Annotated in this window: 18 protein-coding genes; 7 read left to right on the top strand and 11 right to left on the bottom strand. The window is 73.1% G+C overall.

What is annotated here, in order from left to right:
* Positions 1-334: 334 nt before the first annotated feature.
* Positions 335-2,233 (bottom strand): helix-turn-helix domain-containing protein, encoded by a 1,899-nt coding sequence (locus ACRAKH_RS21155; RefSeq protein ID WP_380723312.1) that lies wholly within the window; start codon positions 2,231-2,233, stop codon positions 335-337.
* A 322-nt stretch (positions 2,234-2,555) separates the two neighbouring features.
* A complete protein-coding gene (locus ACRAKH_RS21150) occupies positions 2,556-2,897 on the bottom strand; it encodes an ArsR/SmtB family transcription factor (protein WP_380723313.1) in 342 nt (113 codons plus the stop codon).
* Positions 2,898-3,058: 161 nt separating this feature from the next.
* Here ACRAKH_RS21150 and ACRAKH_RS21145 point away from each other — a divergent pair, with 161 nt between their 5' ends.
* Positions 3,059-4,525, top strand: coding sequence for an MFS transporter (locus tag ACRAKH_RS21145; protein ID WP_380723314.1), 1,467 nt, complete (start codon positions 3,059-3,061; stop codon positions 4,523-4,525).
* 145 nt (positions 4,526-4,670) lie between these two features.
* Positions 4,671-6,164, top strand: a complete 1,494-nt coding sequence (locus ACRAKH_RS21140; protein ID WP_380723315.1) for an FAD-dependent monooxygenase — start codon at positions 4,671-4,673, stop codon at positions 6,162-6,164.
* 144 nt (positions 6,165-6,308) lie between these two features.
* On the opposite strand, the gene ACRAKH_RS21135 is transcribed toward ACRAKH_RS21140, so the two are convergent.
* Together ACRAKH_RS21135 and ACRAKH_RS21130 are read right to left on the bottom strand one after the other, a co-directional pair.
* Positions 6,309-7,994, bottom strand: a complete 1,686-nt coding sequence (locus ACRAKH_RS21135; protein ID WP_380723316.1) for a BBE domain-containing protein — start codon at positions 7,992-7,994, stop codon at positions 6,309-6,311.
* A gap of 44 nt (positions 7,995-8,038) precedes the next feature.
* A complete protein-coding gene (locus ACRAKH_RS21130; protein ID WP_380723317.1) occupies positions 8,039-8,533 on the bottom strand; it encodes a cupin domain-containing protein in 495 nt (164 codons plus the stop codon).
* 236 nt (positions 8,534-8,769) lie between these two features.
* Here ACRAKH_RS21130 and ACRAKH_RS21125 point away from each other — a divergent pair, with 236 nt between their 5' ends.
* The 3 genes from ACRAKH_RS21125 to ACRAKH_RS21115 are packed head-to-tail and all read left to right on the top strand — an operon-like array spanning position 8,770 to position 12,208.
* Positions 8,770-9,738: an oxidoreductase gene (locus ACRAKH_RS21125; RefSeq protein WP_380723318.1), complete on the top strand. Its 969-nt coding sequence runs from the start codon at positions 8,770-8,772 to the stop codon at positions 9,736-9,738.
* Complete coding sequence (locus tag ACRAKH_RS21120) at positions 9,738-10,838, top strand: phenazine antibiotic biosynthesis protein (protein ID WP_380723319.1); 1,101 nt, start codon at positions 9,738-9,740, stop codon at positions 10,836-10,838. The genes ACRAKH_RS21125 and ACRAKH_RS21120 overlap by 1 nt, the downstream gene beginning before the upstream one ends.
* Positions 10,838-12,208 carry an aldehyde dehydrogenase family protein gene (locus ACRAKH_RS21115; RefSeq protein ID WP_380723320.1) on the top strand — a complete coding sequence of 457 codons (1,371 nt, stop codon included), beginning with the start codon at positions 10,838-10,840 and terminating at the stop codon, positions 12,206-12,208. The genes ACRAKH_RS21120 and ACRAKH_RS21115 overlap by 1 nt, the downstream gene beginning before the upstream one ends.
* A gap of 64 nt (positions 12,209-12,272) precedes the next feature.
* On the opposite strand, the gene ACRAKH_RS21110 is transcribed toward ACRAKH_RS21115, so the two are convergent.
* From ACRAKH_RS21110 to ACRAKH_RS21090, 5 genes are read right to left on the bottom strand one after another with little or no spacing between them, the layout of a single operon-like run.
* Entirely contained in the window at positions 12,273-13,469 is a 1,197-nt protein-coding gene (locus tag ACRAKH_RS21110; RefSeq protein WP_380723321.1) for a 3-hydroxybenzoate 6-monooxygenase, read from the bottom strand.
* A 10-nt stretch (positions 13,470-13,479) separates the two neighbouring features.
* Positions 13,480-15,342 (bottom strand): anthranilate synthase family protein, encoded by a 1,863-nt coding sequence (locus tag ACRAKH_RS21105; RefSeq protein WP_380723322.1) that lies wholly within the window; start codon positions 15,340-15,342, stop codon positions 13,480-13,482.
* Positions 15,339-16,001 (bottom strand): isochorismatase family protein, encoded by a 663-nt coding sequence (locus ACRAKH_RS21100; protein WP_380723323.1) that lies wholly within the window; start codon positions 15,999-16,001, stop codon positions 15,339-15,341. Before ACRAKH_RS21100 ends, ACRAKH_RS21105 begins: the two co-directional genes overlap by 4 nt.
* A 22-nt stretch (positions 16,002-16,023) precedes the next feature.
* Entirely contained in the window at positions 16,024-16,812 is a 789-nt protein-coding gene (locus ACRAKH_RS21095; protein WP_380723326.1) for a 2,3-dihydro-2,3-dihydroxybenzoate dehydrogenase, read from the bottom strand.
* Entirely contained in the window at positions 16,809-17,978 is a 1,170-nt protein-coding gene (locus ACRAKH_RS21090) for a 3-deoxy-7-phosphoheptulonate synthase (protein ID WP_380723324.1), read from the bottom strand. Before ACRAKH_RS21090 ends, ACRAKH_RS21095 begins: the two co-directional genes overlap by 4 nt.
* A 447-nt stretch (positions 17,979-18,425) precedes the next feature.
* Here ACRAKH_RS21090 and ACRAKH_RS21085 point away from each other — a divergent pair, with 447 nt between their 5' ends.
* Positions 18,426-19,685: an IS701 family transposase gene (locus ACRAKH_RS21085; protein WP_447009207.1), complete on the top strand. Its 1,260-nt coding sequence runs from the start codon at positions 18,426-18,428 to the stop codon at positions 19,683-19,685.
* Positions 19,686-19,694: 9 nt separating this feature from the next.
* On the opposite strand, the gene ACRAKH_RS21080 is transcribed toward ACRAKH_RS21085, so the two are convergent.
* On the bottom strand, positions 19,695-20,165 hold the full coding sequence (locus ACRAKH_RS21080; protein ID WP_447009206.1) for an LIC_13387 family protein: 471 nt from the start codon (positions 20,163-20,165) through the stop codon (positions 19,695-19,697).
* 90 nt (positions 20,166-20,255) lie between these two features.
* Positions 20,256-20,831 carry a TetR/AcrR family transcriptional regulator gene (locus tag ACRAKH_RS21075; protein WP_380727813.1) on the bottom strand — a complete coding sequence of 192 codons (576 nt, stop codon included), beginning with the start codon at positions 20,829-20,831 and terminating at the stop codon, positions 20,256-20,258.
* A 239-nt stretch (positions 20,832-21,070) separates the two neighbouring features.
* Between ACRAKH_RS21075 and ACRAKH_RS21070 the strand changes: the two genes are divergently transcribed.
* Complete coding sequence (locus tag ACRAKH_RS21070; RefSeq protein WP_380727815.1) at positions 21,071-22,285, top strand: glycoside hydrolase family 3 N-terminal domain-containing protein; 1,215 nt, start codon at positions 21,071-21,073, stop codon at positions 22,283-22,285.
* Positions 22,286-22,304 lie beyond the last annotated feature (19 nt).

Here is a 22,304-nt window from a genome sequence, read left to right as displayed (position 1 = left end):
CCACGTTGTGCCCGGTGATCGCCCAGGGGAGCATTGGCGCAGGCCAGGACGTGAGGCCGAGGGTGGTACGGGGCAACGTGGGGGTGTGTGGTGGTCGGGTCTTCGGTCTGGCTGCCACCGACGTTGTTGCCGGGAGTGGTGGAGGTGTCCACCCCCACCCCGGTCCGCGTCTGACGAAGGCCCTGGGGAGGGAACGATTCCCCGCGTCGGGGGACGGGGGAGGGGAATCGGTCGGCGCACCGGAGCACAGGCGACACAGGCCTGGCTCCGGTGCGCCGAGTCGTGTTCGGCCCACCGCCGCGCTTACCGTCCACAATGGACCAAGGTGCGGCCGCTAATCGCCTCCGAGGAGGGTCTTGCGGGTCCGGCGCAGCTTCAGCGCCAACTGGATCTCCATCGACCGGGACGGCGTCTGCCAGTCCGCGCCGAGCAGCGCGGCGATCCGGGTCAGCCGCCGCGAGACCGTGTTCGGGTGCACGTACAGGGTTTCCGCCGCGTACGTGGGACTTCCGCCGGACTCGACGTAGGCCTCCAGCGTCCGGGTCAGCTCGGTGTAGTGCTCGCGGTCGTAGTTGACGACCGGCCCGAGCGTGGAGTCCACGAACCCGTCCACGTCGTGGTCGTCGGACAGCAGCACGCCGAGGAAGCCCAGCTCGCGCGGCGACGCGACGCGGCCCGGCGTGTCGAGCAGCGTCAGCACGTCGAGGCACCGCACGGCCTCCCGGTGCACGCGCGGGATGTCGGCCAGGTCCGTGGTCGGCCCGGCCGCGCCCACCGACACCGGTTGCCCGATCAGCGGTGACAGCTCCGCCGACACGGCCGTGCCGACGGCGCCCGCGTCCTCGCCGGGCAGCAGCAGCACGACGCAGCCCTCCTGGGACTTGGCCAGGCCGCCGGCCCGGTAGGCGTACGACGACGCCCACACCAGCGCGCGCCCGGGTGAGCCGCCCTCGGGGCGCGCGACCACCACGACGTGCGGCTGGGACAGGTCGAGGGAGAGCCTGCGGGCGCGTTCGGTGAGCCGGCGCGGTGAGCGCTGGGTGGGGATGAGCAGGTCGTCGAGCAGTTCCTCGCGGACGTGGCCCTCGGCCGTGACGGCGCTGGACTCCAGCATCCGGACGAGCGCGACGTTCTGCGCCACCGCGCGCAGCAGTCGGACGCCGGCGTCGTCGAGCGGCGCGCGGCGGCGCAGGACCAGCCCGCCGTGCGCCCTGTCGTCGACGGTGATCGGCGCGATCCACGTGTCCTCGGCCAGCCGGCGCGGCACGCCGTCGGTGTGGGCGTCGAGCAGGCCGGTCCGCACGTCGAGGCCCGCCGGCAGCTGGGTGGGGCAGGTGGCCGCGATCACCCGTTCGGCCGGGTCGAGGACGAGCAGCGCTCCCTGCAGCGCCTCGGCCGCCGCGCCGGTGAGCGTGGCCAGGTCCGCCCCGCGCAGCACCAGGGCGGTCAACGTGCTCTGGACGCGCTGCACGTCGTCCAGCGCGGCGGCCTCGTCGGTGGCCTGGTCCAGCCGCTGCTGGAGGTGCGTCGCGGCGGCGGTGGCGCGGTCGACGCGCTGCGCCTGCTCGACGGCCACGGCCACCAGGGCGGCCAGCGAGGTGAGCAGGGAGACCTCGTCGGGGGAGAAGTGGCGAACGCCGCGGTCGGCCACGTACAAGGTGCCGAACGGGTGATCCCAGCCGTGCATCGACGCGGCGACCAGGGCGTGGACGCCGTCCGCGGCCATCATCCGGGCCAGCTCCGGCGGTAGCCGGGGCGCGTCGCCGGCGTCGATGTCGGGCGTCCACACCGGACCCGTCCACAGTGGACCGGACGGGCGGTCGTCCGGCGGGTCGGCGAGCCGCACCACCAGGCCGTCCGCGGTGTGCAGCCGGCCGTGGCCGAGCGCCCGGTCGTAGTGCGTGAGGTACGCCGCGTCGGCGCCGACGAGCAGCCGCGCCCGGCGCGGGATGATCGACAGCAGCGCGTTGAGGTCGTCGGACAGGATCAGCTCGCGGGCGATGTCGAGCAGCGACGACAGCCCGGCCTCACGGCGCCGGCGCCGCCCGAACAGCTCCCGCACCTCCTGGGCCAGGGCGCGGGCGGCCAGCAGCTCGTCCACCGCTTCCGGGGGCGCCCCGCCGTCGCGGGCGCGCCGGACGAGGTCGTCCACTTGGCTCATCGGCGCTTCGTTCGCCAGCAGTTCGAGCACGTCCAATGCGCCCGTGCTGCGGCCGGTTAATCGCGACACCATCAGACCAGTCCCCCAACCGGATCTCATCATCGGACATTGTCCGCAGGGTCGGGGACGAGTCGAGGAACGACTGTCGACCCGACAATACATGCCAACATAGGGCAGTTGAATGGGAATCGTCAACGAAGTTCGATCAAGGACCGGTCGGTGGCGGTACATCGCCCTGACCAGCGCAGATGGCGTTCCGTAGTGGTTCGGGGAGGCCGCGGTACCGACATGTGGACGCCTGGTCGGGTGAGTGGCGCGTCACCCTTGATTTTGCTAGCGCTTTCGGCGGGGTGCTGGGGGTTCAGCGCGGTTCGCGCGGATTTCGGAATGGCGTTCAGTCGATCGGACCAAAGGCGGCGGCGTGCACCGGCGCGCCGTTCATCACCGAGTTCAGCACGACGTCGAGCAGGCCGGGGAATCGGGCGTCCAGGTCCTCGCGCCTCAGCGACACCAGCAGCTCGCGGCCGACCGGCCGCTGGCGGATGATCCCGCCCTCCCGCAGCACCCGCCAGTGGTGGGTGAGCGTGGACTTGGACATGTCGCTCAGCACGCCGCCGCACCGCTGCTCACCGCCCGCCGCGAGGATGCGCACCATCTCGAGCCGCACCGGGTTGCCCAGTGCGGCGAAGACGTCCTGCAGCCGGATCTCGTCCCGCGATGGGTGTCGCGCATCCATGTCCTCACATTAACCCAGCTGTCGGTGTGCCCGGCCGGTCTCGGCGCGGGGCGGGATGGGCCGATCGGGGGGTGGTGACCGACCGGGTTGTGCTGACCATACGATTGTACAAGGATAGTCGTACAGTCGAACAATCCCGACGACGAAAGGCCGCGACCCTCATGTCCTCCACCCCATCGGCACCGCCCGGAACGGCGGGCCGCCTCGGCTGGGCCATCGCGCCCCTGGCGTTCGCCCAGCTCATCGTGTCGCTGGACATCTACATCGTGTTCGTCGCGATGCCGGAGATGGGCACCGAGCTGGGGTTCTCCGCGCAGAACCTGCAGTGGGTCGTCAGCGCCTACGCGGTCGCCTTCGGTGGCTTCCTGCTCCTCGGCGGCCGGGCGGCGGACCTCTTCGGCAAGCGCCGCATGTTCATGGTGGCGCTGGCCCTCTACGGGTTCTCGTCGCTGCTCGGCGGCTTCGCCGGTGACCCGCTGACGATCATCATCGTGCGCGCGGTGCAGGGCCTCGGCGGCGCGCTGCTCTTCCCGACCACGCTGTCGTTGGTCAACACGCTGTTCGAGGAAGGCCGCTCGCGCAACCGGGCGCTGGCCATCTGGGGCGGCGCGGGCGCCAGCGGCCTCACCCTGGGCTCGCTGCTCGGCGGCGTGCTGACCGGCGCGTTCGGCTGGGCCTCGGTGTTCTTCGTCAACGTGCCGCTGGCCGCGGCGATCGCGCTGAGCGCCCTCTTCCTCATCCCGGCCGACAAGGCGCGGCCCGCGGGCAAGCGGACGTTCGACCTGCCGGGCGCCCTGACCGTGACGGCCGGTGTCACGCTGATCGTGTTCGTCCTCGTGCAGGGCCCCGAGTCGGGGTGGTTCGCCGCGCCGATCGTCATCTGCGCCGTGCTCGGCGTGCTGCTGCTGGTGGCGTTCACGGTGATCGAGTCGAAGACCGCCGACCCGCTGATGCCGCTGCGGCTGTTCGGCAACCGCAGCCTGGTGACCGCCATGGCGATCACCTTCACGTTCATGGGCACCTTCGGCACCCTGCCGTACTTCCTCACGGTGTTCTTCCAGGACGTGTTCGGCTACACGGCGCTCGTCACCGGCGCCGCGTTCCTCACCCAGGCGGTGGCGATCGCCGTCGGCACCCAGGTCGGCGAGCGGATGACCAGCCGCAGCGGCACCCGGCCCAGCCTGCTCACCGGTTTCGTGGTGGGCGGCGTCGGCACCGTCGTCCTCGGGTTCGGGATCGTCGCCGACGGCTCGTACTGGGGCGTCGTGCCGGGACTCGTCGTGATGGGCGTCGGCCAGGGCATCGCGTGGACCGCCATGTGGATCGCGGCGGCGGCCGGTGTCGCGCAGGACGAGCAGGGCATCGCCTCCGGCATGGCGTCGACGACCCAGCAGACCGGCTACGCGGTCGGCCTCGCCATCTTCGTGGCGATCGCCAACGCGGGCACCCGCGGCCTGTCCGGCGACGCGCTGCGGGTGGCCGTGTCCGACGGCATCCAGCTCGCCTTCTACATCACCGGGATCGCCGCGCTGGCGGGCGCGGTCATCGCGCTGACGCTGCCGAAGCAGGTCGCGCGGGCCGGTGTCGCGCAGGCCGAGCCGGACGCCGTGCCGTCGCGGCAGCAGTGAGCGGAACCGGTGACGTGCCGGTGTCGGGCGCGGCGGTGGTCGCGCCCGACCCCGGCGGTCGCGACGAACGACCCTGGAGGACCACGATGACCCCGGACCACGTGCGCCGCGCCGCACGTCCGCCCCGACCCGCGGGCGGCCGGCCATGACCGACTACGACGTCGCCATCTCGGGCGGCGGCCCGGTCGGGATGCTGCTCGCGGTGGAGCTCGCGATGCACGGCGTGCGGACCGTCGTGCTGGAGAAGCTGCCGCGGCCCACCGGAGAGTCCAAGGCGGGCACCCTGCACGCCCGCACGGCCGAGACCCTGCACCGGCGCGGCCTGCTCGACGCCGTGCAGCCCGGACCGCGGGCGTCGGCCCGCCGCGCCGGCCCGGTGACCTTCCACTTCGCCGGCCTGTTCAACCTCGACATCTCGCGGGTCGTGGACGAGGGCCCGGCGATCGTCGGCAGCCCGCAGGCCTACGCCGAGCAGGTGTTCGCCGACCGCGCCACCGCGCTGGGCGCCCGGATCGAGCGCGACAGCGAGGTCGTCGGGCTGGACGACCGCGGCGACCACGTCGTGCTGGAGGTCCGCTCCGAGAGCGGCGCCACCCGCACCGTCACGGCGGACTGGGTGGTCGGCTGCGACGGCGCCCGCAGCGCCGTCCGCAGGCTCGCCGACATCGCGTTCGTCGGCACGCCGGGCACGGTGTCCGCGCTGATGGGCGACGTCCGGCTGCTGGACCCGATGGGCGCGCCGGTCGGCTGGCAGCGCAACCACCGCGGCTGGACGCTGTTCTGGACCAACCCGTTCGGCCACAGCCGGGTGTGCACGTACGACTTCCGGGCGCCGCACCCCGACCGGTCCGCGCCGGTGACGCTGGACGAGCTGAGCGCGGAGGTCGAGCGCATCGCGGGGTTCCGGGTGCCGATGGACCAGCCGCGCTGGCTCACCCGGTTCACCGACGCGGCGCTGCAGGCCGAGACCTACCGGCGTGGCCGGGTGTTCGTCGCGGGCGACGCGGCGCACGTGCACTTCCCGGCCGGCGGCCAGGGCGTCAACCTGGGCCTCCAGGACGCGGTGAACCTCGGCTGGAAGCTCGCCGCGCAGGTCGGCGGCTGGGCGCCGCCCGGCCTGCTGGACACCTACGACGCGGAACGGCGTCCGGTGGCCGCACGGGTGCTCTACAACGTGCGCGCGCAGGTCGGCCTGATGCTGCCCGACCCGCGGATCGACTCGCTGCGCGAGCTCTTCGTGGAGCTGATGGACCTGCCGCAGGTCAACGACTTCCTCGCGGGCATGATCACCGGCGTGGACGTGCGGTACGACACCGCCCACCCGGACGACCCGCTGGGCGGCCTGTTCGCGCCGGACCTGAGGCTCAAGGTCGGCACCGAGGTCAACAGCCTCGCCGAGCTGCTGCGCGCCGGGCGGCCGGTGCTGATCGACCTGGCCGACCGGGAGCGGCTGCGCGAGGTCGCGTCCCGCTGGTCCGACCGCGTCGACGTGGTCACCGCGAGCTGTGACGACACGCTGGCCGCGCCGACGTTGCTGGTCCGCCCGGACGGCTACATCGCGTGGAGCGGCACGGGGATGGACTCCGACCACCACCGGCTGGCCGCGGCACTGCGGCGGTGGTTCGGCGAACCCTCCTGAGCGACGACGGGCGCCCGCGCCGCCGCGGGCGCCCGTCGTCGTTCTGTTCAGGCCGTGAAGACCACGCCGTGAAGCTCTGGCCGTGAAGCCCAGACTTGAAGCTCAGGCCGTGAAGCTCTGGCCGTGGTGCTCGGTGCGTCGGGCTCAGGGAAGGCGGACGGACTGGCGGTGCCGGAAGAAGTCCGTCGGGTCGTACTTCGCCTTCACCCGCTGGAGCCTCGGGTAGTTCTCGCCCCAGTACAGCGTGTGCCACGGGACGCCCGAGGTGTTGTGCGCCGCCTCGCTGATGTCGGCGTCGCAGTAGTTCACGAAGCAGCCGGACGTCTGCGCGTTCGACACGGGCACCTTGCCGGTCCCGCCGTACACCTCCTCGTAGAAGCGGCGCAGCCACGCCACGTTGGCGTCGTCGTCGGCAACCTCCGTCCAGCCCGACTGGTAGAGCACCTTGAACGCGCTGTCGCGGTGCACCAGCGCGGTGTCGGTGCGGCCGACCGCGTTGACCTGGCCGCCGTACGAGCTGAGCACCGCCTGGGCGAAGGGGTTCGAGAACCCGTCGCCGCCGGACAGGTGCCGGTACAGCAGGGCGATCTGCGAGTCGGTGAACCCCTTGCGGTGGTACGCCGACTTGTGGTCGCCGCGCAGCGTCGGGTCGACCAGGCGCGGGTGGATGGTGCCCAGGTACCGCGTGGCGGTGAGCCAGCTCCACCGCTTCGGCTCGACGAACTGGGGCAGCGGGCCGTGCTCGCCCGACGGCCGGGTGACGGCGCCGTGCGGCAGGTCGACGCCGCGCGTCACGTCGGCGATGAACCGGGCCAGCAGGTCCTCGCTGTCCGCCCGGTCGACGTTCATCGAGGTGAACAGGCTGATCTCGCCGGTGGCCCGGTGGTTGAGGTTGAGGAAGCTGCACAGCCCCGCGTACGGCCCGCCGGGCGCGGCGTTGGCCACGTGCCAGTCGGCGAAGTTGCGCACCAGCGTGGCGAACGTGGCCTCGGTCAGCCCGTCCCACGACCACGCGATGGCGCTGAGCAGGACCTCCTTCGGCGGCTTGGGCAGGATCTCGGCCGGGTTCGTGGACCGGGCCGACGGCGAGCGGAACAGGTAGCGGGTCACCACGCCGAACGTGCCGCCGCCACCGCCGGTGTGCGCCCACCACAGGTCGCGGTTGGGGTCGTCCGCCTCGCGCGTCGCCACCACCAGCCGGGCCCGGCCGGTCGCGTCGACGACCACGACCTCCACCGCGTACAGGTGGTCGACCACGAGCCCTTCCTTGCGGCACAACAAGCCCCAGCCGCCGCCCGCCACGTGGCCGCCGACGCCGACCGAGTAGCACTGGCCCGCCGGGATGGTCACGCCCCAGGTCTTGAACAGCAGCTCGTACACGTCCAGCAGCGTCGCGCCCGCCTCGACGGCGAACGCGTTGTACCGCGCGTCGTAGTAGACCGACGTCATCTCCGACTGGTCGAGCACGATGTCGACCTCGGGGTTGAACACGAAGTCCTCGTAGCAGTGGCCGCCGCCGCGCACGGTCAGCCGCTTGCGCGCGGTCACCGCCTCCTGCACGACCAGCAGCGACTGCTGGGGCGTCGACACGACGCGGACCGAGTCCGGTGCGGCCACCCAGCGCCGTTCGAGGCCGACGACGAGGTCGGCGTAGCGGGGGTCGGCCGGGCCGATCGTCACGGGCGCGAAGGTCCGCGCCGCCACGTCGGTCGCCTCGGCGCTGGGCGCGGCGCCGGCCAGTCCGGGCGACGCCGCGGCCGCGGCCACGCCGATCGCGCCCGTGCCCGCCAGCAAGCGCCGCCTGCTGATCCGTCCGCTTTCGTGGTTCATCTCGCGCTGTGCGCCTCTCTGGTCGCCGGAATCGCTGATCGACTTCACGGGATGATGTATTCGTCGCCGAACTGCGGACCGATCCGCAGACCGAGTTCGACATCGGCCAGCCGTTGGCTCTCCGGTGGCGGCTCGTCGCCTTCCACGGCGGGCACGCCGGCCTGGTTGAAGAACCTGTCCTTGCCGCCCGGCGTGAGCAGGATGAGCATTTTCGCCGGGGTGTCGCCGACATTCGTGAAACTGTGCAGCGTGCCGCGCGGGACGTAGATGAAACCGCCGGCCGGCACTTCGCGCTCACCGCCCTTGTCGCGGATCTCCACGACGCCTTCCAGGACGTAGAACGACTCTTCCTCCCAGTGGTGCACGTGCGGCGGAGGACCACCTCCGGGCGGCACCACGGCCTCCATGAGGTACAGCATCTTGCCGGTGTTGTGCTCGCCGGCCTTGATCGTGTAGCGGTCGCCGAACGCCCACCTGCTCGGGCCCTCGCCCGGCCCCACGTAGACCACCCGGTCGTCGTTCTGGCCGAGAAAACTCATGCGCCCCCTCCGGATCGAAGATGTTTCCGGTAGGTCCGTTCGTACCTGACCGCGGGAAGGCGGCCAAGGAGTCGGCCGGTGAATATGTCAGGTCGCCCACGACGCGGTTTCCGCTGGTCCGGTGCGGGTTTCCGAAGCAGGTGACACATTCGTGCCCGGTGCATTGCGCGTGGATGCGGGACAGGATTGGCTCGAACCCGAGATGAACTGACCCGCGACCGCAGGAAAGGTGCCTCATGAATAACGCGGACACCGCACTGCCCGCCGCCGCGGCCGGCGAGCTGACCCTCGGCGGCGACCTGCGCATCCGGCGGATGGGGTACGGCGCCATGCAACTCGCCGGGCCCGGCGTCTGGGGCCCGCCCGCGGACCGGGCGGAGGCGGTCTCGGTGCTGCGCCGCGCCGTCGAGCTGGGCGTGAACCACATCGACACCAGCGACTACTACGGCCCCCACGTGGTGAACGAGCTGATCGTCGAGGCGCTGCACCCGTACCCGGACGACCTGGTGCTCGTCACCAAGGTCGGCGCCCGCCGCACGCCCGACCGGGCGTGGCCGTCGGCGCTGTCGCCGGCCGAGCTGCGCCAGGCCGTGCACGACAACCTGAGCCGGCTCAAGCGCGACCGGCTCGACGTGGTGAACCTGCGGATCGTCGAGGAGGCGGGCGGCCTGACGCCGTCCGACTCGATCGCGCCGCAGGTGGAGACGCTGGCCGAGCTGCGCGAGCAGGGCCTGGTCCGGCACATCGGCGTCAGCAACGTCAGCGCCGCGCAGTTCGAGGAGGCGCGCTCGATCGTGCCGATCGCGTGCGTGCAGAACGAGTACAACGTGCTGCGTCGCCGCGACGACGACCTGGTGGACACGTGCGCCGCGAACGGCATCGCCTACATGCCGTTCTTCCCGCTGGCGACGTTCACCCTCCAGCACGACCGCGACCCCGGCGCGGACGCGAAGGTGCCGCTGGCCACCCCGGTCCGCGACGACGCGCTGGCGACCGTGGCCCGCCGCCACGACGCCACCGTGCACCAGGTGTCGCTGGCGTGGCTGCTGGCCCGCTCGCCCGCGATCGCGTGCATCCCCGGCACGTCGTCGCGCCGGCACCTCGAGGAGAACACGCTCGCGGCGACCATCCGGCTCACCGACGACGACCTCCGCGACCTCGACATCCACCGCGACTCCGGCCGATCCCGACAGGAAGTGAGCTGATGGCGACCGTCGCCGACCCCGTCCTGGACCTGCCCTTCGACACCCGGCCCGACCCCGAGGAGTTCCTGCGGGCCGCGCTGCGCTGGCACTTCTCCCCGGAGACCGGCGCGCCGTTCTGGGTGGAGCGGGCCCGCTCGTTCGACTTCGACCCGGTCGAGGACATCCGCGGCTACGCGGACCTCCGCCGGTTCCCCAACCTGGCGAACGCGCTGCGCGACGTGCCGGCGCGGGACCTGGTGCCGCGCGGCTACGGGCCGGACCCCGACATCGTCGGCGTCTACGACAGCGGCGGCACGACCGGCGCGCCCAAGCGGGTGGTGCTGCTGCGCGAGTGGACCGACCGGATGCTCGCGTGGAGCAGCGCGCAGCTGGACCGGCACGGCGTGCCGCGCGGCGTGGACTGGCTGCAGGTCGTGCCGACCGGCCCGCACATGGTCGGCGAGACGTTCGCGCGGCAGACGGTGGCGCGCGGCGGGTGGCCGTTCACCATCGACATCGACCCGCGGTGGGTCAAGAAGCTCCTCGCCGACGGGCGGTCCGCCGAGGCGGGCGCGTACACCGAGCACCTGGTCGACCAGCTCGCGCACCCGTTGGAGTCGCAGGACATCGGCGTGCTGCTGCTGACGCCGCCGGTGCTGGAACGCCTGGCCCGGCGGGACGACCTGGTCGCCCTGGTGCGCAAGAAGGTCAAGGCGATCATGTGGGTCGGCACCCAGATGGACGCCGACACCCGCCACCTCTACCGGACCGAGGTCTTCCCGGACACCGTGCTGGTCAGCGGTTTCGGCAACACCATGCTGCTGGGCCACACGTGCGAGCGGCCCGGGCTGACCGACGACGACCCGTGCGTCTACGACCCGTTCTCGCCGTACATGTCGCTGGAGGTGGTGGACGAGGACACCGGGGAACCGGTCGGCATCGGCGAACGCGGCCGGCTCGTCATGCACCACGTCAGCAAGAGCCTGTTCCTGCCGAACAACCTCGAACGCGACTACGGCACCCGCATCGCGGGCGTCGACGGCCAGGTCGGCGACTCGGTGGCCGACATCGCGCCGGTCAAGGTGTTCGACGACGAAGTGGTCATCGAGGGGGTGTACTGATGGCGCCGGTCGCACTGGACGCCCTCGGGCCGTCCGGTCCTTACCGGGCCCGCAACCGGGTGGTCGTGCCGGACGTGCGCGGCGAGCCGTTCGCCGAGCTGAGCATGGTGCCCCGGCTCTACGTCGACCGCGCGCTGGCCGCGCTGCGCAAGGCGCCGAAGCTCTCGGTGGAGGACCGGACCACCGCGCTCGCCGAGGCGGCGCGGATCTTCCTCGGCGACGTCGTGGAGGGCCTGTCGTTCGAGGACTACGAACGGGCGGTCAGCCGGGTGTCGGGCGTGCCGATCTCCATCGTGCGGCGGGCGGCGAGCGAGATCGCCGACGCGGCCGAGCAGGCCCGCCCCAGCGCGTACGGCGCACGTCCCAGCGGCGCGGTCAGCGACTGGCTGGACCCGGTCACCCGCGAGGGGCACGGCGTGTGGACTCGGCGCGGCGACGTGTTCGCGGTGCACGCGGCGGGCAACCACCCCGCGCCGCACGCGTTGTGGCTGGAGGCGTTGGCGCTGGGCTACCACGTGGCCGTGCGGCCGTCCCGGCGCGAGCCGTTCACGCCGCACCGGCTGGTCAGCGCGTTGCGGGCGGCCGGGTTCGGGCCCGACCGGGTGGTCCTGCTGCCGACCGACCACGCGGGCGCGGACGCGATCCTCGCCGGCGCGGACCTCGGGCTGGTCTACGGCGGTGACGACGTGGTCCGCAAGTACTCCGGCGACGCCACGGTGCTGCCGCAGGGGCCGGGCCGGTCGAAGATCCTGATCACCGCGGACACGGACTGGCGCGAGCACCTCGACACGATCGTCGACTCGATCAGCTTCCACGGCGGGGTGGCGTGCCTGAACACCACCGGGGTGCTGGTGGAGGGCGACCCGGCGCCCTTGGCGGCGGCGATCGCCGAGCGGCTGGCGGGGCTGCCGAGCCTGCCGCCGGAGGACGACCGCGCGGTGTTGCCCGTGCAGAACGCCGAGTCGGCCCGCGCGGTGGAGCGGTACCTGCGGGCGCAGGCGCGGGAGTCGAAGGCGTGGCTGGGCGGTGACGGCATCCTCGACGAGCTGGGCGACGGCAGCACCGTGCTGCGGCCCGCCGTGCACCAGCTCGACTCGGCGGACGACCGCCGCCTGGGCGTGGAGCTGCCGTTCCCGTGCGTCTGGGTCGCGCCCTGGTCACCCGAGGACGGCACCGCGCCGCTGCGCGGAACCCTGGTGCTGACGGCGATGACGAACGACCACGCCCTGGTGGACCGGCTGCTGGACGAGCCGACCATCAGCAACGTCTACCTCGGCGACCACCCGACGTACTGGTTGGAGCCGGGCGTGCCGCACGACGGGTTCCTCGGCGAGTTCCTGATGCGCAGCAAGACCGTCATCCGCGGCTGATCGAGCACGCGCGACAACGCCCGGCCGGATCGTCCCGGCCGGGCGTTCGTCGTCGTGCCCGCGGTCAGGCGCCCGGTGACGCCAGGGCGTCGAAGCGGCGGGCGCCGTGCAGCCAGGCGACGGCGTCCTGCAGCTCTTCCTGCGACATGCCGGACAGCAGGGCGTTGCGCGCCTCGGCGTCCTCGCCGGCCGGGTGGTAGAGCCGCTCGCCCATGAACCTCGCCACCAGCTGGGCGCGGGCGGTCCGGTCACGGCGCTCGTCGCGGAACCGGGCCAACCGCTCGGGCACGTCGGACGGCCCGCAGTCGAGCAGGTCGCCCAGCAGCACGGCGTCCTCCAACGCCATGCACGCGCCCTGCGCCGCGTACTGGAGCATCGGGTGCGCGGCGTCGCCGAGCAGCACGACCCGCCCGTCGACCCACTCGTCGACCGGGTCGCGGTCGCACAGCACCCACGTCCGCCAGTCCTCGCCCAGCTCCAGCAGCCGCCGCGCGCGGGCGCCCATGCGCGCGAACTGCCCGCGGACGTGCTCGGTCGCGGCGGGGCGGCCCACGACGACCTCGGTGGCGCCGTCGTCGCGGGTCGCCGCCAGGTTCAGGTACTTCCCGCCGCCGATGGGGTAGTGCACGAAGTGCCACTTCGGCCCCGCCCACAACGTCACCACGTTCCAGCGCAGGTCCTCCGGCACCCGTTCCATCGGGATCACCGAGCGGTAGATGGTGTGCCCGGAGACCTTCGGCTCGCCGTCGCCCACCAGCTGGCCGCGCACGGTGGACCGGATGCCGTCCGCGCCGACCAGCACGTGCCCGGTCACCCGCGCGCCGGAGTCGAGCACGGCGACGACCTCGTCGCCGTCCTGCTCGTACCGCGCCACCGGGCTGTCGACCCGCAGCTCGACGCCGGGCGTCCGCCGGCACTCCTCCAGCAACGGCTGGTACAGGTCGGTGCGGTGCACGACCGCGTACGGGTTGCCGAACCGGGCCCGGTAGTCGTCGGTGAGCGCCATCGCGGCCACCGTCCGGTCCGTGGTGCCGTCCATGAACCTCAGCTCGTCCACGAACACCGCCCGGTCCCGCACGGCCTGGCCCACGCCCAGCACGTCCAGCGCGTGGAACGCGTTGGGCGCGAGCTGGATGCCCGCGCCCAGCTCGGTGAACTCGCCGCGCCGTTCCAGCACCGTCACCCGGTGCCCGCGCGTCGCGACGGCCAGCGCCGTCGCCAGGCCGCCGATGCCGCCGCCGGCGATGAGAACCCTCGTCATGCCACACCCCTCACAGGTTCAGCGCCTCGACCAGCAGGGCGCCGATGATCCGTTCGCCGTCCCTCGTGAGCACCGACTCGGCGTGGAACTGCACCGACGCGAAGTGCGGTCCCCGCAGCGCGTGCACCTCGCCCGGCGCGCCGTCCACGCCCTCCTTGCTCACCTCGACCACCCCGACACCGGCGCAGTCGACCTTGTCATGGGTGCTCCGGGCCGAGAACGTGTTGTAGAAGCCGACGTGCTCCGGGACGCCGAACAGGGAGATCTCCTTCTGCACGCCCTGGTTCGGCACGTCCCGCCGCGCGATCCCGAACCCGAGCCTGCGGCTGAGCACCTGGTGGCTCAGGCACACCGCGAGGAACGGCCGCCGCTCCTCCAGCAACGCGTCCACCGCCGCGCCGAGGTGCGCGATCTTCGGGTGCGCGTCGTCGCGCGGGTCGCCCGGACCGGGGCCGAGCACCACGACGTCGTGCCCGTCGAACGCGTACTCCTCGTCGTACCGCGCCACGGTCACCACCAGCCCCAGCGAGCGCAGGATGTGGGCCAGCATCGACGTGAACGTGTCCTCCGCGTCCACCACCAGCGCCCGCAACCCCGCCAGCGCGGGCACCGGCCGCTCCCGCGCGCCGGGTTCGGCCAGCCAGAAGCCGGCGATGGGGGTGTTCCGGTCGCGCAACGCCTCGCGCACGCTCGGGTGGTCGCCGAACCGCGTCGTGTCCGACGACTCCAGCGCGGCCAGCAGTCCGGCGGCCTTCGCCCTGGTCTCCGCGACCTCGCTGTCCGGGTCGGAGTGGCGGACGAGGGTGGCGCCCACGCCGATCCGCAGTCGCCCGCCGCGGGAGATGTCGGCGGTCCGGATGAGGATCGCCGAGTCGAGCGCGTGACCGCCGTGCTCGTCGTGGCCGAGCAGCGCGATCACCCCGCTGTAGTAGCCGCGGCCGACGGGCTCGTGCCGGCGGATCACGCGGCACGCGCTCTCCAGCGGGCTGCCGGTGACGGTCGGCGCGAGCAGCGTCTCGCGCAGGATGTCGCGGGGGTCGAGCGAGCTGCGGCCCTCGATGAAGTACTCGGTGTGCGCGAGGCGGGCCATCTCCTTCAGCCGCGGCCCGGTGACGCGGGCGCCCCCGTCGCACACCCGGCTCATCATCTTCAGCTCCTCGTCCACGACCATGTACAGCTCGTCGGACTCCTTGCGGTCGGCCAGGAACCGCATCACGTCGGGCAGCGACGGCCCGGACGCCGGGTAGCGGTAGGTGCCGCTGATGGGGTTCATCACGGCCTCGCCGCCGGCCAGGCTGATGTGCCGCTCGGGGCTCGCGCCGACGAACGTCCGCTCGCCGGTGTGCACGATGAACGTCCAGTACGTGCCGGTCTCCCGGCGCACCAGCCGGCGGAAGAACGCCAGCGCGGCGGCGGGGGAGTAGTCCCGGACGTCCGCGACGAACGAGCGCTGGATGACGAAGTTCGCGCCCTCGCCGGTGCCGATCTCGTCCGCGACCACCCGGCGCACCAGGTCGGCGTACCGGTCGTCGGCGATGTCGAAGTGCCCGTCCGACAACCGGATCGGCACGTCGGGGATGCGGTCGAGGGTGTCCTCCAAGGGCAGCACCTCCCGTGCCGTCACGGACAGCGCGAGCAGCGGCTCGCCGTCGTCCACCGCCGCGAACCCGCGTTCCGCGATCTGCCGGAACGGCACCAGCACCAGCGTCTCCGCCGGCGACCGGCCGTCCTCGGGAAGCTCGACGTCGGCGAGCAGCGCGGGTTCGGACACCGTGCCCAGCAGCACTTCCAGGGCGTCACCGGCGACGTGCGGCCGGTGCAGCAGGGCGAACGGCGGCGGCGACGTGCCGAGCACGGCGTCGAGAGCGCTCATCGGACGCCCAGCCGGGCTTCGGCGGGCACGCAGGCCAGCACCGCGTCCGTCCGCACGACGGCCGCGCACCGCTGCGCCACGTACTCCAGCGCGTTGCGGTGGTGGCGCTCGTCGAAGTCGCCGAGCGCGTCCGACACCACGAACGGCGCGATGTCGTTGCTGAACGCGTCGACCGCGGTGGCCTGCACGCCGACGTGCGCGTAGACACCGCACAGGATCAGCTGGTCACGACCGGCGTCGGCCATCCGCCGCGCCAGGTCCGAGCGGAAGAACGCGCTGTAGCGCCACTTCGTGAACTGCCAGTCCCGCGGCTCGGGGGCGAGCCGGGGCACGATCGCGCGGTCCGCCGGGTCGACCCGCATGCCGGGCCCCCAGAAGTCGCGCAGCAGACCGCGCTGCTCGGGCGTCATGTCGCCCGGCTGGGCCGTGTAGGCGACCTGCACGCCGTGCGACCGGCTCCACCGCAGCAGCGCGGCGATGTTGTCCACCAGTTCGTCGCGGAACTCCGGCACCACGTCGAAGGGGCGCAGGAAGAAGGACTGCATGTCGTGCACGAGCAGGACCGCGCGCTCGGGTGTCACCGTCCACTGGACCTCGTTGCGCGGCAACGATTCCGGTGTCGGCATCGAGTACGGTTCGATGGGCGGGATGCCTGGCATGGAGCTCCTCCAGAGGTGTCGCCTAGACGCCGAGGGTGGCGCCGCCGTCGACGGTCAGGTCGTGCATGGTGATGTGCCGGGCCTGGTCGGAGAGCAGGAACGCGACCGCCTCGGCGACGTCCTCGGGGCTCGCGACCCGACCCAGGGGGATGCCGACCCGGAACGCGCCGGGGTTGCCCGCGAGGGTCGCGGTCCGGTCGGCCTCGTCGTGCCACATCGAGGTGAGCATCGGGGTGTCGGTCGAGCCGGGCGCCACGACGTTGCAGCGGATGCCGTGCCGCGCGACCTCCAGCCCGAGGACCTTGGTGAACATCGTGGCCGCCGCCTTGGACGCCGCGTACGCCGCCATCGCCACCCGGGCCGTGCTCGCCGCGTTGGAGGCGACCGTGACCACCGCGCCGCGGCGGCGCGGCACCATCCGGCCCACCACCGCGCGGGACACGTTGAACACGCCGGTGGCGTTGACCGCGAACGTGCCCGCCCAGTCCTCCTGGGACAGTTCGAGGGCGCCGCCGAGCCGCAGCACGCCCGCCACGTTGACCAGGGAGTCCACCGGGCCGGTCTCGCGCTCGACCCGGTCCACCAGCGCGTCGACCTCGGCGTGGTCGGTGACGTCGGCGGTGTAGCCGGTGACGGCCAGCCCTTCGGCGACGAGCTTGTCGACCGCCTCGGCCAACCGCGCGGGGTCGCGGTCCACGGCGGCCACGGTGGCGCCGCGTGCGGCGAGGGTGCGGGCCACCGCCGCGCCGATCCCGCCGGCGGCGCCCGTGACCAGGGCTATCCGGTCTCGCATCACGTCCTCCGCGCTCATCCGGTCCACGCCGCGACCACCGACACCGCCTGGGCGGGGTTGAGGCGCGGGTCGCAGAACGTCGTGTACTTGTCGCCGACGTGGCCGAGGTCGCCCGGGTGCGTCGCGCACTCCGTCACGTCGTCGGTCGCGGTCTCCAGGTGCAGGCCGCCCGCCACGCCACCGCCCTCGGTGATCGCCCGCTGCGCGGCGCGGATCTCGTGCAGGACGGTCTCCACCACCCTGGTCTTCAGCCCGGACGGCGACCGCACCGTGTTGCCGTGCATGGGGTCGCACAGCCAGATGACCGGGTGCCCGGCCGCCCGCACGGCCGCGACGAGCACCGGCAGCCGTTCCTCCACGGCCTCCGCGCCCATGCGGGAGATCAGGGTCAGCCTGCCCGGCTCCCGGTTCGGGTCGAGCTTCCGGCACAGCGCCAGCAGGTCCTCGACGGTGGTCTTCGGCCCGACCTTGCACGCCACCGGGTTCACCACGCGGGCCAGCAGGGCGACGTGCCCGCCGTCCGGCTGCCGGGTCCGCTCGCCGATCCACGGCCAGTGCGTCGAGGTGAGCACCAGGTCGCCGGACGGCGTGCGCCGCACCATCGGCAGCTCGTAGTCCAGCAGCAGCGCCTCGTGGCTCGTCCACACGGGCGCGTCGATGGCCGTCGCGCCACCGCTCGGCCACCCGAGGTTGACCATGACCTCGCGGGCCGCGAGGTAACCCGACAGCAGCCGTCGCGGGTCGGGCCTGCGGCGCTCCGGGTCGGGTTCGGGGCTGTTCACCATGTGCCCCCGGTAGACCGGCAGCTCGACGCCGCCGACGACCTCGGTCGGCTCCGACCGGGGCTTCGCGAACTGCCCGGCGAGCCGTCCCGCCCGCAGCACGGGCTTGTGCGTGTTCAGCTTCATCGTCCCGGCCAGCACGTCGAGCAGCGCGGCCTTGCGCGCCACGTACCCGACCGTGCACTCGGCCGGGTCCTCCGCGCAGTCGCCTGCCTGGATCACGTGCGCCTCACCGGCCGCGACCCGCGCCAGCAACGTCCTCAGCGTCCGCACGTCGTCGACGCCGACCAGCGCGGGACGGGTCGCCAGGTCCCGGCGGACCCGCGCGATCCGCGTCGAGTCGGGCCACTGCGGCTGTTGCGGCGCCTGGTGCGGGATGATGTCCCGCAGCTCCTGCTCCACTGGGCTTCTCCCGTTCGCCGTCCACCGCGCACGAATGCGATGGCTACCGCGATCGTGGCCGGCCGGAGCGCGGCCCGGCAAAGGAAAGCCGCCCGAGTCCATCGGGTCCGCCCGAATACGTCAGATCAGCCGTCAGGTGTCAGGTCGCGGGGCATTCGGTTGAATTCGGCGGCAACACGAGGTGACGCGCCGGCCTTTGGCGGGACTTCGACGGGGCTTTGGCGGGACACCGGCGGGACTTTCCAACCCGACCGGAATCCGGCAACGTCCACAATGTCGGTCCTGGCGGTGTCGCCGCAGGTGAGGGCGGTTGAGGTGCGGTCACCAACAGTTTCGACGTGAGGGGTGGTGTGCCGACCACCTTCCACGGCGGCCCCTGTCGGGCAACACTCGGTGGGACCACTCGACGAGTGTCTCCATCGAATGCGATGGTTTGGGGGAAGGTACGTGAGCGTAGCCTTGTCGCCGCGCCTCGACCTGCACCGCGATGTGCTGGACGAGCTGTGCAGCGGGCTGTTCACATCCATGTTCCGCAGCGATCAACGCCGGAAGGGAATGTCGTACCTCTACGGCCTGCTCACCGCACCGGGGCGCAAATCCATGCGCAACATCGCCGCGGCGGTCGGCGGTCACGCCACCGAGCAGAGCCTGCACCACTTCATCAGCGACTCGACCTGGGACTGGGCCCCGGTCCGCGAGGCGCTCACCGACTACACCGTCAGGGCGATGCCACCGCAGGCGTGGGTGGTGCGCCCGATGGTGATACCCAAGGCGGGCAACGACTCCGTGGGCGTCGGCAGGCGGTTCTGCCCCACCCTCGGCCAGGCCCTCAACGCGCAGCACGCGCTCGGCGTGTGGGCCGCGTCGGACGAGGTCAGCAGCCCGGTGAACTGGCGGCTGCACCTGCCGCACGCCTGGCTGCGGGACGAGCGCAAGCGCAGCCGCGCGTCGATCCCCGACGGCGTGGGGGAGGAGAGCATCACCGATTGCGTGCTGGAGGCCTACCTGGAGGTGGCGTCGCGGCCCGGTGTCCCGTCACGTCCGGTCGTCCTCGACGCCCGGTGCCTGGACATCGAGCGCCTGGCCCGCCGCCTGCGCGCCGCCGGCACGCCGTGGCTGGTCCGCATCGGCACCAACCACCGGCTCACCACGGACGACGTGCGGCTGCCCGGCCTGACGTCCGGCGCGGTGCCCGCGTACCAGCTCATCGGCGCGCTGCGGTCGGCCCGGCGGCTGCTCAACTGGACCGACCACGAGCCGATCCCGACGACCCGCACCGACCTCGTGGCCGCCGTGCGGGTCGGCCTGCCCACCGAGAGGGGCGTGGACGAGGTCACCGACCTGCACCTGATCGGGACGGGCCTGGTGGGCCACCCGTGGCCCGCGCAGCTGTGGCTGACCGACCTGGGCGACTCGGCGGCCCCGGCGGAGCTGCTGCGCCTAGGCAAGCTGGTCGACCGGGTGGACCGGGACGCCGTGGACATCGGCGAGCGGGTCGGCCTGCGCGACTTCAGCGGCCGGTCGTTCGCGGGCTGGCACCGCCACGTGACCCTGGCGTCGGCCGCGCACGCCCTGTGCGCGTCGACCGACCCGGGCGCCCGCGCCGTGGTGGAAGCGCCGGCGCCCCGGACCCCCGGGGCCCGCGGCCGGGTGCTCGGCTGGGCCGCCCGGCGACCGGAAACCCGCCGTCCGCCCTGGTCCGACTGAGCCGCCGGGTCAGCCCCCGACGCCGGCGGGGACCGGCGTCGGCCGGTCGGCCGGCGCGGGGTGGGCGGCGAGCGCCCAGCCGAACGCGGCGCACGCCACCGTGAACAGGACGATCGGCGGGGCCGGCAGCAGCCCCACCGACAGGGCGAGCACGACCAGGGACGCGCCGAGCGCGAGTCCGCTCAACGACCGCGACCGCGTGACCAGGTCGGGGGCGGACCGCGCCACGAGCAGGCACACGACCCCGCCGAAGATGAGCGCCGCGGCCATCACGAACGACATGCCGCGGTCGAGGTCGCGGAGGCTGCGCGCGATGCCGACGACCTCGATGCGGTACTCGCTCATCGCCGTCAGGACGTGGGCGGCCTCGGGGTCCGCGGGGCGCAGCGCCAAGGCCCCCTCGGCCGCCAGGTGCCCGGCGCCGGTGATCACCCACGCCCACGCGCCGATCCGGAACGACGTCAGTGCTCGCCGCGACATGGCACCCACCTCCCGCACAGTTGACCATACACCGCTGTATGGTTGATCCGTGCAGGAGTGCATGTCAAGCGAGGTGACCGGGCGCACCCCTCACCGGACGGCGCTCAACTGGTCGATGAGGTGCTTGAGCGCCGCGCGACCGCGAGGGCCTTCCGCGGCGACCTCGGGCACCACGGACGCCGCGGCGCGCCGCAGGTCCGCCCAGCCCAGGTACGCGGCGTAGGCGAAGACGGCCTGCCGCCGTGCCACGGCGGGGGTGAGGCCGAGTTCGGCGTACAGGTCGGCGAGGAACGCGATCCGCCGCTCGATCACGCGGGTCAGCACCGGCCCGACGACGGGGTGGTCGGCGTGCGCGACGAGCGCGGGCTCCAGGCCCGGCACGACCTCCGCGCCGAGCGCCACCCGGAACCCCTCGCGGAGCTTGTCCTCCGGGTCGTCGAGGGACGCGAGCCGGGTGATGAGGTCGGCGGTGGCCCGCTGCTCCCAGAACTCCACGGCGGCCACGAGCAACGCCTCGCGGTCCTTGAAGTGCCAGTAGAAGCTGCCGCGCGTGATGCCCAGCTCGCCGGCGAGCACGTCGACCGCCACGGCCGCCACCCCGCCGCGGGCCAGGGCGCGCAGCGCCTCCATCGTCCAGTCCTCGCGGGTGACCCGTCCTCTCGCCATGGTCCAAACAGTAGTGTCCGGCCACGCCGTGCCCGCCGCCTCGCCCCCGACCACCCGGACGATCACCTTTACCGCTTCAGTAGCGCCTCCCGGCGTGTCCCGTCCCACGAACTCGGAACGCCGTCCCGGCGGTCCCGCGGCTGCGATCTCGGGAGCCCGCACGTACCGTGGCCGTGATGCCGTGGACGCGCGAGGTGCGACGAGGAGACCGGGACGATGAGCCGGCGGGTGACCGGACCGTGAGGCGTTCCGGTCGCCGGGGTGCCGGCACCTCGACGTTGCTGCTGTTCGTGGCGGTGGGGGCGCTGCTCGCCGGCACGACCGTCGCGACCACCACGACGTTCGGCGACCGGACGTCGTCGCCCGCGGCCCTCTCCACGACGTCCGCGCCGTCACAGCCCGCGCCGGCCGAGGCCGAAGGTCCGGCGGCGAGCACGTCCGCCGTGACCACCACGCCCTCCGTGGACCCGTGCACCGCGAAGATCGCCTCCCTGCCGCTGCGGGCCAGGCTCGCGCAGCTGCTCGTCGTCGGCGTCGACCCCAGCGGGCCCGCCGACGCCCTCGCCGCGGTCCAGGGCGAGCAGGTGGGCGGCATCTTCATCGGCGGCGACCACACCGGTCTGCTCAGCGCCGGCGCCCTGGCCCCCGTGCACGCCGCGGCCGCGTTGCCGCTGACCGTCGCCGTGGACGACGAGGGCGGCCGGGTCCAGCGGCTCGACGCGATCGCCGGCCCGATGCCCAGTGCGCGGAGCATGGCCGCCGACCTGTCCCCGGCCGAGGTGCGTGCCGTCGCGCGGCAGCGGGGGCAGGCGATGCGCGAGCGCGGCGTGACCACCGACCTCGCGCCTGTGGTCGACACCAGCGCCCAACCCGACCGCACGGTCATCGGCGACCGGTCGTTCAGCCCCGACCCGGACACCGCCCTCGGCTACGCCCTGGCCTTCGCCGAAGGGCTGCACGACGCGGGCGTGACGCCGGTGCTCAAGCACTTCCCCGGCCACGGCAACACCACCGGGGACTCCCACCTCGGCGCGGTGCGGTCGCCGCCGCTCGACGCGCTGCGCGGGGCCGACCTCGTGCCCTACCGGCACATCACCCGGTTCGGCGAGGTCGTGGTGATGCTCGGTCACGTCGACGTGCCCGGCCTCACCGGCGGCAGGCCCGCGACCCTCAGCCCGGAGGCCTACACCCTGCTGCGCGGGGAGTTCGGCTTCACCGGACCGGCGATGACCGACGACCTCGGCGCGATGCGTGCCGTGACGGACCTGATGGGCCTGCCCGACGCGGTGACCCAGGCTCTCGTCGCCGGCGCGGACATCGCCCTGTGGTCGTCCGGCGGGCGCCTGCCCGAGGTGCTGGACCACCTGGAACGCGCGGTGGCCGCCGGCACGCTCACCCCGGCCCGCGTCGACGAGGCGCTGCGCCGGGTGCTCGCGGCCAAGCAGGTCTGCTGAGGCGTGTCGGCCGTCACCT

The organism is Saccharothrix hoggarensis (assembly GCF_052936025.1).
Note: the sequence above shows the minus strand (reverse complement) of the source record. Positions and strands in the feature narration are given on the sequence as shown.

Coding starts and splice junctions, on each gene's coding strand:
- ACRAKH_RS21155 (WP_380723312.1), bottom strand. CDS start 2,233: ATGGTGTCGCGATTAACCGGCCGCAGCACGGGCGCATTGGACGTGCTC.
- ACRAKH_RS21075 (WP_380727813.1), bottom strand. CDS start 20,831: ATGGCGAGAGGACGGGTCACCCGCGAGGACTGGACGATGGAGGCGCTG.
- ACRAKH_RS21120 (WP_380723319.1), top strand. CDS start 9,738: ATGGCGACCGTCGCCGACCCCGTCCTGGACCTGCCCTTCGACACCCGG.
- ACRAKH_RS21080 (WP_447009206.1), bottom strand. CDS start 20,165: ATGTCGCGGCGAGCACTGACGTCGTTCCGGATCGGCGCGTGGGCGTGG.
- ACRAKH_RS21105 (WP_380723322.1), bottom strand. CDS start 15,342: ATGAGCGCTCTCGACGCCGTGCTCGGCACGTCGCCGCCGCCGTTCGCC.
- ACRAKH_RS21100 (WP_380723323.1), bottom strand. CDS start 16,001: ATGCCAGGCATCCCGCCCATCGAACCGTACTCGATGCCGACACCGGAA.
- ACRAKH_RS21145 (WP_380723314.1), top strand. CDS start 3,059: ATGTCCTCCACCCCATCGGCACCGCCCGGAACGGCGGGCCGCCTCGGC.
- ACRAKH_RS21150 (WP_380723313.1), bottom strand. CDS start 2,897: ATGGATGCGCGACACCCATCGCGGGACGAGATCCGGCTGCAGGACGTC.
- ACRAKH_RS21110 (WP_380723321.1), bottom strand. CDS start 13,469: ATGACGAGGGTTCTCATCGCCGGCGGCGGCATCGGCGGCCTGGCGACG.
- ACRAKH_RS21135 (WP_380723316.1), bottom strand. CDS start 7,994: ATGAACCACGAAAGCGGACGGATCAGCAGGCGGCGCTTGCTGGCGGGC.
- ACRAKH_RS21140 (WP_380723315.1), top strand. CDS start 4,671: ATGACCGACTACGACGTCGCCATCTCGGGCGGCGGCCCGGTCGGGATG.
- ACRAKH_RS21130 (WP_380723317.1), bottom strand. CDS start 8,533: ATGAGTTTTCTCGGCCAGAACGACGACCGGGTGGTCTACGTGGGGCCG.
- ACRAKH_RS21115 (WP_380723320.1), top strand. CDS start 10,838: ATGGCGCCGGTCGCACTGGACGCCCTCGGGCCGTCCGGTCCTTACCGG.
- ACRAKH_RS21125 (WP_380723318.1), top strand. CDS start 8,770: ATGAATAACGCGGACACCGCACTGCCCGCCGCCGCGGCCGGCGAGCTG.
- ACRAKH_RS21095 (WP_380723326.1), bottom strand. CDS start 16,812: ATGAGCGCGGAGGACGTGATGCGAGACCGGATAGCCCTGGTCACGGGC.